This window comes from Caloramator sp. (assembly GCF_020054765.1).
In the GTDB taxonomy this organism is placed as follows: domain Bacteria; phylum Bacillota; class Clostridia; order Clostridiales; family Caloramatoraceae; genus Thermobrachium; species Thermobrachium proteoclasticum.
In genome coordinates, this window is record NZ_JAIHAO010000016.1 from 1 (window position 1) to 13,996 (window position 13,996).

General features: G+C 32.0%; 7 protein-coding genes. All 7 read right to left on the reverse strand.

Features of this window, described 5'->3' with window-relative positions:
• Positions 1–124: 124 nt before the first annotated feature.
• The 7 genes from JG776_RS07125 to JG776_RS07155 all read right to left on the reverse strand — a co-directional run bounded on the left by JG776_RS07125 (position 125) and on the right by JG776_RS07155 (position 13,561).
• The gene (locus JG776_RS07125) at positions 125–5,404 is read right to left on the reverse strand and encodes an alpha-amylase family glycosyl hydrolase (RefSeq protein WP_291966064.1); all 5,280 of its coding nucleotides are present in this window, start codon (positions 5,402–5,404) and stop codon (positions 125–127) included.
• Between the two features lie 168 nt (positions 5,405–5,572).
• The gene (locus tag JG776_RS07130) at positions 5,573–6,706 is read right to left on the reverse strand and encodes a metallophosphoesterase (RefSeq protein ID WP_291966066.1); all 1,134 of its coding nucleotides are present in this window, start codon (positions 6,704–6,706) and stop codon (positions 5,573–5,575) included.
• 26 nt (positions 6,707–6,732) lie between these two features.
• Entirely contained in the window at positions 6,733–7,470 is a 738-nt protein-coding gene (locus JG776_RS07135; protein ID WP_291966069.1) for an alpha/beta hydrolase, read from the reverse strand.
• A gap of 13 nt (positions 7,471–7,483) precedes the next feature.
• Positions 7,484–8,248, reverse strand: coding sequence for an SDR family NAD(P)-dependent oxidoreductase (locus JG776_RS07140; protein WP_291966070.1), 765 nt, complete (start codon positions 8,246–8,248; stop codon positions 7,484–7,486).
• On the reverse strand, positions 8,245–8,889 hold the full coding sequence (locus JG776_RS07145) for an acetoacetate decarboxylase family protein (protein WP_291966072.1): 645 nt from the start codon (positions 8,887–8,889) through the stop codon (positions 8,245–8,247). Before JG776_RS07145 ends, JG776_RS07140 begins: the two co-directional genes overlap by 4 nt.
• A 438-nt stretch (positions 8,890–9,327) precedes the next feature.
• Positions 9,328–12,501, reverse strand: coding sequence for a carbamoyl-phosphate synthase (glutamine-hydrolyzing) large subunit (gene carB / locus JG776_RS07150; protein ID WP_291966074.1), 3,174 nt, complete (start codon positions 12,499–12,501; stop codon positions 9,328–9,330).
• A 10-nt stretch (positions 12,502–12,511) separates the two neighbouring features.
• Positions 12,512–13,561, reverse strand: a complete 1,050-nt coding sequence (locus JG776_RS07155) for a carbamoyl phosphate synthase small subunit (protein WP_291966076.1) — start codon at positions 13,559–13,561, stop codon at positions 12,512–12,514.
• Positions 13,562–13,996: the final 435 nt, after the last annotated feature.

The following is a 13,996-nucleotide window of genomic DNA, read 5'->3' on the forward strand; positions in this document are numbered from 1 at the left end:
GGGTAGGACTTTTTCAAACAAAGAAAAGCTTAGAATTGATTAGCGAAATGAACGAATGCCCAAGAAATCCTTCATGGGGCTAATCAATATATAACTTTTCAACAGCTTGAGAGGCTGAAATTTATCAGCCTCTATTATGCAATAACTTATTTGAAGAGTTTCTTAAAATAAATATACCTGTTATTATTAATGTTAAAGATATTAATACTACTCCTTCTAACGGGAATCCACCTGTTTTTGGAAGTTTGTCATTTTCATTCTGTTTGTCATTAATTTTTCCATTATCCTTTTGCTCTTTTTCTTCTTTATCCTTTAAATCTTCTTTTACCTCAATCTTTTTATTTGTTATTATATAGTCGCTACAGTGGGTTATTGCAAATGTAACTACTCCATTTTCAAAGGTACATTCAATTTCTTCAAACTTTTGTGTTGTTGGGTTAAAGTAATATACATAAGCTTTCTTTTCACTAAACTTATCATTATCTACTTTAACAGATACCTTTACATCAGTTCCAACTAAAATTCCAAAGTTACTCTTAATATTTAATGGAATATAGTAACTATTTTTAAGTAGCTTATCTACTACATCAATATTATCTAATTTTTCTTCAACTGAAAGTTTTAAGTCTCCATCTACATTTATTACAATATCCTTTGCATTAAATTTAAACTCTACTCCATTTACATCTACAACAAGTGTTAAATTCTTAGTTGCTGCCAATGATAATACATCTCTTAATACTTTATCAACATCTAAATTTACCTTTACCTCTGAACTTTCCTTAGTATCTAAACTTAAAATAGTATTAATTTCATCCATAACGTTTGCTACATCTTTTTTATTTACTATAAAGTTTGAATCATATGCATCCTTTAGTTTTTCTGAATCAACAGCAACCTGTCTAAAGTTATCTACTAATACAACACCTTGTTTTTCTAAAACTTGTATACTAACCTTACCATTTTGTACAGCATATTCTCTTCCAGTAACAGCATCTGTTAACTTACTTATGTTTTGTGGTACATCTAATTCAATTGTTTTTGTTTCACCATTATTTATTAATACAAAGGCAGTTTCATTTTTTAGTGTTCTCTTAAAGGCAAATACACCATCAATTTCTATCGGTGTTATTTCTCCTGTTCTTAACACTTCATAAGTATTTCTCATATTTGCAAGTTTAGCATACCATTCAACCATATCCTTGTCGCCCTTACCCCAAGGGAATGCCCTTCTGTTATCTGGATCATCTGCACCATATAATGCTGCTTCATCTCCATAATAAATAACTGGTGCACCTGGATAAGTCATTTGCATTAGTACGGCAAGCTTTAGAAGCTTCTTTGCATTTTCAGTTGGAGCCTCTGCAACAGCTTTTTGGCTCTTTTCATAGCCATCAAAGGCAGAAATTGCCCTTTGTGTATCGTGGGAATCTATTAAGTTAAACAATGCATAGAAAGCTTCTTTTGGATATTGTTCTCTTATTAATTCTAAGACTTCCATTGTTTCTTTTGCATCCTTTTTACCCATTAGATAATCTAAAACAGCAGCTCTAAATCTATAGTTCATAACAGAATCATACATATCTCCAAGCAAGTATCTTGATGCATCGTCCCATATTTCGCCTATTATTACATTGTCGCCCTCTTGCTTTACTGCACTTCTAAAATGCTGCCAAGTTTCATCTGATACTTCATTTGCAACATCAAGTCTCCAACCGTTTGAACCTTGTCTTAGCCAAAATCTTGTATTTGAATCCTGTCCATCAATTATTTCATCTGCCCAAGACTCAACCTTATACTCTGAACCATTTAATGCTTGAATTACTGGCATTGAATCAAATCCCCACCAGCCCTCATAGGCATAATGTTCATTCTTTGTACCTACATCAACTTTCCTATTTTCAATCTTAAACCAATCTTTGTAGTGGAAATCTGTTATTCCAATTGATTTAAAGTAATCTTGTACTTGTTTTTCTGCCTCTTGTTGAGTTAGTCCCTTTTCGTTCATTAAGTCGTAAACCCTTGACCAATATTGGTATGCACCAAGAGGTTTACCCTTTGTCATATGTTTACCATATCTGTCAAAGTAAATTGAGTCGTCTGAAACGTGGTTAAATACTCCATCTAATATTATCTTCATTCCTCTTTCTTTTGCCTTATTTGCAAGTTCTACAAAGTCATCCATTGAACCAAGTAGTGGATCAAGTTCTCTATAGTCTGTTGCATCATATCTGTGGTTTGAAATTGATTTTGATATTGGGTTAAAGTATAAGACATTTACACCTAAAGATTGTAGATAGTCAAGCTTTTGAATTACTCCCCTGATATCTCCACCATACATTTCATTGCACCATTCACCATCACCCTTGGTTCCTTTATAACCATCATTGTTTTCTATTGAAGGAACTTCAGGTATTGCATACCAATCTTCATAGAACTCGTATGGCAAGAAACCTCTTGCTAATTTCTGTGCAAAATCATTATTTTTATCTCCATTGTAGAATCTATCAGGGAATATATGATATATAACAGCATTCTTCATCCAGTCTGGTGTCTTATAGTCATTTAAATAAACATTCAAACCATAGTACATTACCTTGCCAAGCTCATCTGCCTTACCCCTACCGTAAAGACCATCATCATCACCATAGGCCTTAACATCTGAGCCATTTGAAACTATAAAGTAGTATTTATACATTCCCTTTTCATTTGGAGTAAATCTTGCTGTCCATAGGTAATATTCATCCTTTTGTTCCCTTGTCATATCAAAACTTAATTGTCCATTTGGAGTAAATACAACAAGCTTTGCCTGTGCTATATCTCTACCTGTCTTTAGTCTAAATGTTACCTCTTCACCAACCTTTACTGCACCAAATGGAACCTTATATTCACTGCTTCTTGAATCATAGTAAATCTTAGATACATCAATTGAACTTGAAACAGCATTATTAAATATTAAACCTGTGATTAAATCATAGCTGAATTTAACGCTTTTACCTTCTGTTAATGTAATATCTGGGTAAACAAATTCTTTATCATCTACCTTAACTTTGATATTTGAATAAGTTGCTGCACCTAATTCAACCTCTGTTGAATAAACACCTCTTAACTCTAAGTCCTTCATAACATATTCTTTATTATCTATTACTAATTTTGGTCTTTCTTCATCTGATAGCCTTGGTATATATTTTGTTGAATCTGTTACTATATGGCTTATATCAGAATAGTAGAAGGTTACATCCTGAGTCTTTGGGTTTTGCATTGTTATGTTTGCACCGTTTCTTTCTCCATTGTTTCCGTAGTTTTCATTCCAAGAACCCATAGCAACTTTATATTCATATATACCTACTGGAAGATTTTTAATTGTTAATTTATATAGATTGTCTCCTATATGCTTCATTCTTGTATTTTGATTTGATGGATCCCAGTCTCCTCCGCCTACAAAATGCTGTAGCGTACCTACTAATATTACTGTTCTTCCACCAGGAACTTCAGAAAGCTCTCTAACAATCTTTGTTTCCTTTGTTAATTCAATACCTGAATTTTTATCCTTTCCCTTTAATTTTAAAACAACCTCTTCAACACCCTCTGGTAATGTTGAAACAACAAGCTTTCCATTTTCTATTTTTGCAATATTATTTGGATTTTCAACAAGACTCCATTCAACATCTAAATAATCTTCTACACTTCCATCCTCTTTAAGTACTCTTCCCTTTAAAGTAAGTTCTGAATCCATTTGCACTTCAAAAGGAACATGTAGATCAATTAATCCTGGAACATAAACAACTGAATTATCAAAGGTACCATCCCCTGTTTTTCTTGGATTTACAGGGTCAAAAATCCAGTTACCATCAACAATAAACTTATATTGATAAATCCCTGGCAGTATATTATCTAAAGTTATTGTAAATATGTCTCCTTGCTTTTCAAAGGTTCTTCTTTCCTTCCAGTCTTCATCTAATATTGAACCTGCAAGTTCTACCTTCTTAACCTTTCCTGTCAAATCTAAGTAATTAAAAGTAACACTTGTTCCATTTACTACTGGGCTTTTAACCCTTGCTGGAACCTTAACAACTGAATTTTTGCCACCATATCCATCATCTGCTTGGTTTGGATTTGATGGATCAGTTATCCAATTTCCATCTACTACAAATTTATATTTATATTCACCAGGGTTTAAAGTTAATTCAATACTCCAAACTCCCTTTTCATCCTTTACCATTAAATCCTTTTCTGCATTCCATCCATTAAAATCTCCAGCTAAATAAACTTTATTAGCATTATTATTTTTATATCTAAATACAACTCTTCCATCTGGATAAATTTCTGGACTTATAATAGGTGCCTCAAGTCCTAATATTTCTGCAACTTTATCAGTATTATTTATGCTATCATAAAGTTTTCTTTCCTTTACATCAGCAATGAAGTAGACTATTTTACCTTCCTTTGGTATTGTCACTCTTAAATTACCACTTGAAGGTATGCCTCCTCCATCCCAGCTGTAATTCTCACAAACCTTATAATCAAAGGTTCTATCTTCACTCTGTGGTGCAAAATATTTTGAAAAGATAAATTTTCCTTGTCCATCTAAATAATAAAACTCAAATCCCTTAAGTGCTGCATCCCACTCTCCACTTTGGACTTCTCTTATTGGCCCAATTAGTGAAACAACAGTACTAATCTCTGGATTGTTTACTGAATCTACACATACATTTAATTCTGGATTAGCAAGGAATGTAACATCCACCTTATCTGTTAACTTATCCTTTTTAATAAGTCTATTGCTTCCTTGTATTTCTCCTGCTCCCCAAACGTGATTGTAGGCAACCTTATATTCAAAGTCCTTATCCTGAGGAGTTAAAGTAAATGTACCCTTATAGAATCCTCCACCTATATACTCAAGGTCAAAATTTGTATCTGCTGGGTTCCAATCTTGTCCATTTTCTAAAAATCCATTAAGTGTACCTACAAGTGTTGCACTTTTTTTAAATCTTTGAGATTCATTAATGGAATCATAAACTTCCTTATTTTTTGCATCAAATCTGAAAATTACCTTAGTATTGTCAGCAGGAACCTTTAATTTTCTGTTATCCCCTCCTGGGATACATCCATCCCACTTACCATTGAAGGCCACCTTATACTCATAGTCTCCTGCTTTTTTGAAGGTTACTGCCTTTTCATAAACACCATTTTGGTATAGTTTCATAAAACCTTCAGGATTATCTGGCCTCCAGTTTGAATCCTTATTGTCGCCATCTGGAGTAAAGTTACCAACAAGTGAAACGATTAAGTCAGCAGATAAATAGTTTACCTCTGCACTTGCCCTTGGTGTTAACCTTGGAAATAGAGTGAACATAAAAAAGAACACCAATAGCCAACTTAGAGGTTTTTTGATTTTTTGCATTTTTTAGTCCCCCCTCTATGCAATCGTTTGTTCATTATAATTGTAAAGAATTTTTGAATTTTTTTCAATAATTTACAAACTTATTTTTTATTAAAAAATTAAGTTTGTAAACATTAAAAGAGTCCCATTTAAGATTTTTAATCTTACATAGGACTCTTTCAAAAATTTTTATTTACTTTTTGAAACTTTTATGCTTACAATTTCACTCATTGTTGCAACTCTAATCGGTGGTCCCCAAGTACCATATCCACTTGAAACAACGAGAGTAAAATCACCATCATGCATTATACCGTGGTCAATATCATATATCTTTCCTGTAATATAATTTATAGGGAAGAACTGACCCTTATGGGTGTGACCACTTAATTGCAAATCTACTCCTGCCTCTTTTACCTCCTGTATATTTCTTGGCTGATGGTCAACTACCATTATATATTCATTTTTATTTAAACCTTCTACTAAATCCTTTATACTCCTTCTCTCTTTTCCATTAACCCTTGATGAAGATAGGTCATCTCTACCTACTAAATATACTCCACCTACTTTCTTCACATCATCAATAAGCAATTCTATACCTGCCTCATAATAACATTTTTTTACTTTCTCTATATCCCTTGATATATATTCGTGATTTCCAAGTACAGCATAAACACCATATTTTGACTTTATATTTTTAAGCACATCGACATATCTTCTTTTTTCAAAGATATTAATATCATCATCTATCAAATCCCCTGCAAATATTACAATATCAGGAGATTGGCTGTTAATTAGATTGACAAGTTTATTTAATCTTCTCTCTGTGATGATTGTTCCAAGATGAACATCACTTACCATAACTATATTTAAATCTTTATCAACCTCTTTTTTAGTTGTTAATTTGTATTCTGTAACTTTAGTATTTAGTGCATTAATTGTACCAATAATTATTAAAAGCATAATAAAGGCTGCAACGAAAATATTAGCATAGGCCAGAGCTGTGGGTGTTTCGTACCCCTTTACTAAAATTTTAAGTGCAAACCTTAAGATATCTACCAAAAAGAAGGCAATCATTACATAAAATAAAACAGCTATATAATAGGAACCTATAAGGCTTATAATGTAATTTAAATTTTTTGATAGGTATTTCCTTAAAAACCTCTCAAGTATAAAACTCAAGGACAAAAATATAATTACAACCCAATAAAGCTTTGCACTTAAAAAGGGCATTATTCTTTTTATGTTTCTAAACATTCTAAGTCCTAAATAATAATTGCCAAGTCCATATACAACAATTGTTATTAGTATAAAAAAAACTATCATAACATCTCCTCATTTGTATATATTTTCTATTTGATTATATCCAAAAACTTTACGATATATTCAGATGTTATATTCTGCTGCTCTTCTTCACTTATTTTTGCTTCCCCATCTCCCTTTTGCTTTCCATAGCTTCCAAACTGACCGTGATTTCCACCTCTTATTTCTACAAATACTGTATCATTAGGCAAAATATCTTTTGCAGATTTTACTTTATCTAAATTTGCTACTTTATCTTCGCTTCCCCATATTGAAAGAGCCTTTATATCTTTATCTTTAAAATTAAATTTTTCCTGTGGATAGGATGCAAGAAGAAAAAGCCCCTTTATTTTATCTAAATGATTGTAGGCATAGTCTGATGCCATAACTCCTCCTAAAGAATGGCCTCCTATAACCCAAATGTCTATATCGCTATTTTTCTTTATAACTTCATCCGCCCTATTTTTACCAAATATCGCTAAATTAAGGGGCATAGGGGTTATAACTACCCTATAACCTTTTTCTGCAATTTTAGATGCTATCTTAATATATGCTGAAGGTTCAACCTTCCCTCCAGGATAAAATATAACTCCCTTTTCTGCTTTTTTATCTAAAGGATTTATAACAATGTTTCTGTCTATTTGTATTTTTACTTTTTCATTAGATTTTATAAATGCTTCTACATCAAAATTTGGTTTGTATGCTGGAACTGCCCATACTAAAAACATCACAGTCAATATGCAAAGTAAGCTTAAAAAGACTCCTGCAATTTTTTTAGCCTTCTTCAAATCTTCTCACCTCTTATACCTTTTCTAACCATCTCTTAAATTTATGATACTGAGATTTCTGATAAAGTTTATAAATAAAAGGAAAAATCCTATTTAATACAGAAATTATAACAAATGTTTTTGATGGATATACATATTTTTTATTTCTCTCCATACCTTTTATTATACATCCTGCAACATAGTGGGCAGACTGACTTGGGAAAGGTACTGGTGCAGTTTTTGTTGATGTTTTAAAGAAATTTGTTCTTGTTGCTATAGGGTATACAATCATTAGATGACAGTTTTTATCCATCTCAAATCTGTATGCATTTTGAAAAGAATCTACTGCACTCTTTGTTGCAGAATAAAGTGCATATCCAGGAAGAGGCATCTTTGCAACAGCTGAATCGGTTATAACATACATAAAACTATTATTTTTATTTATATTTTTCATCTTCTCTAAACAATATATTGGTGCAAATACATTTGTCTTAAATATCTTTTCTATATGTTCATAATTTGCCTCTTCAATTTTTTCATAATATGCAAAACCTGCATTAGCTATAAATATATCTATTTTATCAAACAATTCTAAAGCAAAATCAAATAGTTTATCTAATTCCTCTTTATTTGAAACATCACATTTATAGGGATATACATTATTTATTTTAGGTATTTTATCTACATCCCTTGAAACAGCTATTATTTTACACCCTTTTTGTGACAGCATATATAAAAGTTCAAGACCTATACCAGATGATGCACCTGTTAATATAATATTTTTACCCATTAAATTCATACTTTCATCCCCTCTATTTCAGCCTTTGGAAATACAATATTAAAATCAGTAACTTTAATAACAGCAATTGGTTTATAGTATTGTATATTAGGAAAATAATTTTCATTAATTTCTATTTGTTCTATCCTTGCAAAACTTCCCTTACCGCTGCCATAAAAATTTGTGTAATATAATTTGTCCTCTTGTTTTTGAACTAATGGAAATGGTAAAAGTTTTGTATTTACAGGAAACTTCATTTTTCCATCTTTAAAAGTTATTTTTAATATCCTTTCTTCTCCCTTTGAAAATTCTACTTGACTCACATTCCCATTTTGTTTTATGTTGCAATCCGCAATCTCCTTTGGTATAGCCCAATTCCTTATTCCATTTACAACGCTTTCTTGTGTTGTTACATATATTTTTGATATTGTATTTAATTTTTTACCATTGAATTTAAATTTTCCTGGTATAAAAAGAAGCTCCCTATATGGTCCTACATCCGACTCCTTGTAGTCCACAATCATAACACACCCTAAACCACCACAGGGACAATCCTTTAAAAAATCCTGTGAAAATATGTGATTCTTTATAAAGCTTTTTTTAAATTTATAGAGCAATATATACCCATCTCCCTTTAAACTCCAAGGTGCCTCCTTATACATAAAAATCCCCCTTAAACTAACTATTTATTAATTATTATATAACATTTTTTACTAAAATTGTATTAACAATTTGTGTACATACGTATAATAACACACAGATAATTTTAAGCATAAGGTAGCTCCAATTGTTGATAACCCACTTGTTAGCTAAAGTATGAAAAAGCCCTATGAAAGGATTTCAACAGGCTCTTTCGTTAGCTTTAGCAATTCTTAGCTTTTCGACTTTAGAAAAGTCCGTAATTTGGCACAGGACGTGCCGAGCCGAAAGACCATCAGGACGATGGCATCGCGAGGATAGGACTTTTTCAAACAAAGAAAAGCTTAGAATTGCTTAAGCCGTAGAACAAATGCCTAAAAAATCCTTCATAGGGCTAATCAATACATATCTTTTTTAAAAGCCTGAGCTCTAATTATAGCATAAAGCAGATTTTAATATTTTTACAAATTATAAACATCATAATCCACTCTATTTTCCATAACCTCAATAACAGCCCTTAAGGTGTCAAGCGAAGTCAATACCCTAATGTTTCTCTCTATTGCTCTTCTTCTTATTTTAAATCCATCTCTTTCTAAATCATTACCCTTTGTCGGTGTATTTATGACTAAATTTATATTTTCTCTGTCAATAAAATCAAATATCTCATCATCCTTCACCAATCTTACGTCTATTCCTTCTTTTTTTAGTACCTGCATCGTTCCATCTGTCGCATATATTTCACACCCTAATTTTTTCAATCTCTTGGCTAAATTGATAAATTCATATTTATCATAATCATTTACTGATGCAAATATATTTTTAATTTTTCTTATATCTAAACCTACCCCTAAAAATCCCTTATAAAGTGCTTCGTTTAAACTTCTTCCTACACCTAAAACCTCCCCTGTAGACTTCATTTGAGGTCCTAATGCAATTTCAGCATTCTTAAGTTTTTCGGTTGAGAAAACAGGAACCTTTACTGCAACAATTTCTGATTCTTTATATATATTAACTCCATATCCTATATCCTTTAATTTTTCCCCAAGCATTACTCTTGTTGCAACTTCAACAATTGGAACTTTTGTAACTTTGCTTATAAAAGGAACTGTTCTTGATGCCCTCGGATTTACCTCTATAACATATAGCTCATCTTGATGCTCTATAAACTGTATATTGAGCATTCCTTTAATACCTATTGCCTTTGAAATCTTTTTTGTATATTCTAAAACCTTCTCCTTTATTTTTTGTGAAGCACCCTGCGTTGGATATATTGTTATACTATCTCCTGAATGGACACCTGCACTTTCTAAATGTTCCATTATCCCCGGAATTAACACATCTTCACCATCTGAAATTGCATCAACCTCAATCTCTCTTCCACAAATATATTTATCAATAAGTACTGGGTTTTTATTATTCCTTTCAAAGGCAGACATTAAATAGAATTTAAGTTCATCTTCACTCCTTGTTATCTCCATACCCTGTCCGCCAAGCACATAGGATGGCCTAACTAAAAGAGGAAAACCTATTTCTTTTGAAGCCTTTATTCCTTCCTCTACTGACCACACTGCCCTTCCCTTTGGTCTTTTTATATTTAGCCCTTCAAGAAGTTCATCAAACCTTTCCCTATCCTCTGCTAAATCTATCTGCTCCGATGAAGTTCCAAGTATTTTTATTTCCCTTTTATCTAAATATTTAGCAAGCTTGATAGCAGTCTGTCCTCCAAATTGAAGTATTACTCCATAGGGTTTCTCCTTTTCTATAACATTTAAAACATCTTCTTCTGTTAGAGGCTCAAAATACAATTTATCCGACATATTAAAATCAGTACTTACTGTTTCAGGGTTGTTATTTATTATTATAGTCTCAAAGCCAAGCCTTTTTAAGGCAAGTACACAGTGAACTGAGGAGTAGTCAAACTCTATACCCTGACCTATTCTAATTGGACCTGAGCCTATTACTACAACTTTTTTATTATTTGTCACTATAACTTCATCAAAGTCCTCATAGGTTGAATAGTAATATGGAGTTTCTGCTTCAAATTCTCCTGCACAGGTATCCACCATCTTGTAGACTGGATTTATGTTCCATTCTCTTCTTAAGTTCTTTATCTTTTCTACATCTACATTTAAAAATTCGGCAATTGCTCTATCAGAAAAACCAATCTTTTTATATTCACTTAGTATCTCTCTATTTACATCCCTTAAACTTAACTTCTTTAATTTTTCTTCTTTATCAACTATATTCTTAATCTTATATATAAAAAATTTATCTATCTTAGTTATATTTGAAATTTCTGTAGTACCTATGCCCCTTCTTAAAAGTTCTGCTATTATAAATAAACCTTCATCAGTAGGCTCCTTTATACTTTGTTTTAATTCATCTATATCTATATTTCTGTATTTTTTTAATTCCAATGAATATGCACCTATCTCAAGGGAACGGACTCCCTTTAAAAGTGCCTCCTCAAAGTTTCTTCCTATTGCCATAACTTCTCCAGTTGCCATCATCTTTGTTCCAAGGGTGTTATCTGCTTGAACAAACTTATCAAAAGGCCATTTTGGTATCTTTACAACTACATAATCTAAACTTGGCTCAAAGCAGGCATAGGTTTTATTTGTTATTTCATTTTTTATCTCATCAAGGCTATATCCAAGGGCAATCTTTGTGGCAACCTTTGCAATAGGATAGCCTGTTGCCTTTGAAGCAAGGGCAGATGAACGCGACACCCTTGGATTTATTTCAATTACTGCATACTGAAAGGAATTAGGGTTTAGTGCAAACTGAACGTTACATCCTCCCTCAATTCCAACTGCATTTATTATATCTATTGCTGCTGTTCTTAGCATCTGATATTCTCTATCTGATAATGTTTGGCTTGGTGCAACAACTATGCTGTCTCCAGTGTGCACTCCAACAGGGTCTATATTTTCCATATTGCACACAGTTATACAATTTCCTTGACCATCGCGTATAACCTCATACTCTATTTCCTTCCATCCCTTTACACTCTTTTCTATGAGAACCTGTCCTATCGAACTTAATTTCAATCCTGTTTCTAAAATTTTCTTCAGTTCCTCTTCATTTTCTGCAATTCCACCACCTGTTCCACCTAATGTATAAGCAGGTCTTACTATTACAGGGTATCCAATTTCCTTTGCAAACTTTAAACCATCCTCAAGGCTTGTAACAATTTCACTCTCAATTATTGGTTGATTTATTCTTTTCATAAGGTCTCTAAACAATTCCCTATCTTCTCCACGCTTTATTGCCTCAATCTTTGTACCTATAACATTAACATTGTATTTTTGAAGTATACCCTTCTCATAAAGTTCAACAGCTAAATTAAGACCTGTCTGTCCACCCATTCCTGCAAGAAGTGAATCTGGCCTCTCCTTTTCTATTATCCTCTCTAAAACCTCCACTGTTAACGGTTCTATGTATACCTTATCTGCCACCTCTTTATCCGTCATAATTGTAGCTGGATTTGAATTTACTAATACAACCTCAATTCCTTCCTCCTTTATTGCCATACATGCTTGAGTTCCTGAATAATCAAACTCTGCTGCTTGTCCTATAACTATTGGCCCTGAACCTATAACAAGTACCTTTTTTATATTCCTATTAAGTGCCATAATATCCCTCCTATAGTACTAATTTTAAAAATTCATCAAATATATAGTCGTTATCTTTTGGACCAGGACAAGCTTCTGGATGAAATTGAACTGAATAAATTGGAAGCTTTTTGTGTCTCATTCCTTCGATTGTACCATCATTTAAGCTAATATGTGTCGCCTCCATATCTTCTGGAATAATGTCAACATAATATCCGTGGTTTTGAGATGTTATATATATTTTGTTTTTCATTAAATCCTTTACAGGATGATTACAGCCTCTATGCCCATATTTAAGTTTTTTAGTTCTTCCTCCAAGACTTAGGGCTATTAACTGGTGCCCTAAGCATATGCCTACAATTGGTTTTTTATTTATTAATTCTTTTATATTTTGAATAACACATTGCAGCTCCTCTGGGTCTCCTGGCCCATTTGATAAAAATACCAAATCAGGGTTTACCTCTAAAATTTCTTTATATGATGCTGTAGCTGGAAATACGGTTAATCTGCATCCTCTTTTTATAAAGCTTCTTATTATATTCTGCTTTACTCCAAAGTCATATACCGCAACGTGCTTACCTTTTCCTTCTATTTGATATTTTTGATTTGTAGTTACCTTAAGCACTGCATCCTTATTAGAAAAGTTTTGCATCATTTCCTTTGCTCTATCAAAAGAAATGTCAATAGGTACTATAACCCCCTTCATTGTACCTGCATCTCTTAGTATTTTAGTTAAAGCTCTTGTATCTATTCCCTCTAATCCTACTATTTTATTTTTCTTAAAATATTCATCTAAGCTCAATTTACACCTAAAATTACTTGGAAGTGTACATTTTTCTTTAACAACAAATCCCTTAACCTTAATATTTTCAGATTCTACATCTTCAAAGTTTATACCATAATTTCCTATGAGAGGATATGTCATAACGACTATTTGTCCATAATATGAAGGATCAGTTAAAACCTCCTGATACCCTGTCATACCAGTATTAAATACTACTTCACCAACTGTTTCTTGCAGGTCTCCAAATGCATTACCAATGAACTCTATTCCATTTTCAAGTATTAGCTTTGCCTTCATATTTTCCCTCCTTTAAGCTCTTTAGAGGCTAAATTAAATAATTTAAAATTAGATAATTTTCATATACAATATTTCCTTTGAATTAAAAAGGACACTCAAGAGATTATAAACACTAATCCCTTAAGTGTCCATTATGTTTCATGAAAATATGTTGGCAAAGCAATAGTTTTAATTAAATTACAAAAAATTGTCATATTTATCATACTCCTTTCTGGCCTCACGGGACCAATTTAAAGTGTATTTTTTAAAATTTTAATCTAATATAAACACGGTGTCAATTCAAAAAGAATTATTTTTTATTTTAAAATTTTTCCGAATATTGTTTTTCTAAAATTAAAAAAGAAATAATATTTATATATTGAGAATTTACATCTACAAAAGAAGGAAAAATAAAGTACGTGTCGAATTTTATTAAATTGAATGTTAATTTAGAAG

What these genes read in the sequence shown, in the direction of transcription:
- JG776_RS07125 (WP_291966064.1), bottom strand. Translation starts at nt 5,404, where the DNA reads ATGCAAAAAATCAAAAAACCTCTAAGTTGGCTATTGGTGTTCTTTTTT.
- JG776_RS07130 (WP_291966066.1), bottom strand. Translation starts at nt 6,706, where the DNA reads ATGATAGTTTTTTTTATACTAATAACAATTGTTGTATATGGACTTGGC.
- JG776_RS07140 (WP_291966070.1), bottom strand. Translation starts at nt 8,248, where the DNA reads ATGAATTTAATGGGTAAAAATATTATATTAACAGGTGCATCATCTGGT.
- JG776_RS07145 (WP_291966072.1), bottom strand. Translation starts at nt 8,889, where the DNA reads ATGTATAAGGAGGCACCTTGGAGTTTAAAGGGAGATGGGTATATATTG.
- carB (WP_291966074.1), bottom strand. Translation starts at nt 12,501, where the DNA reads ATGGCACTTAATAGGAATATAAAAAAGGTACTTGTTATAGGTTCAGGG.
- JG776_RS07155 (WP_291966076.1), bottom strand. Translation starts at nt 13,561, where the DNA reads ATGAAGGCAAAGCTAATACTTGAAAATGGAATAGAGTTCATTGGTAAT.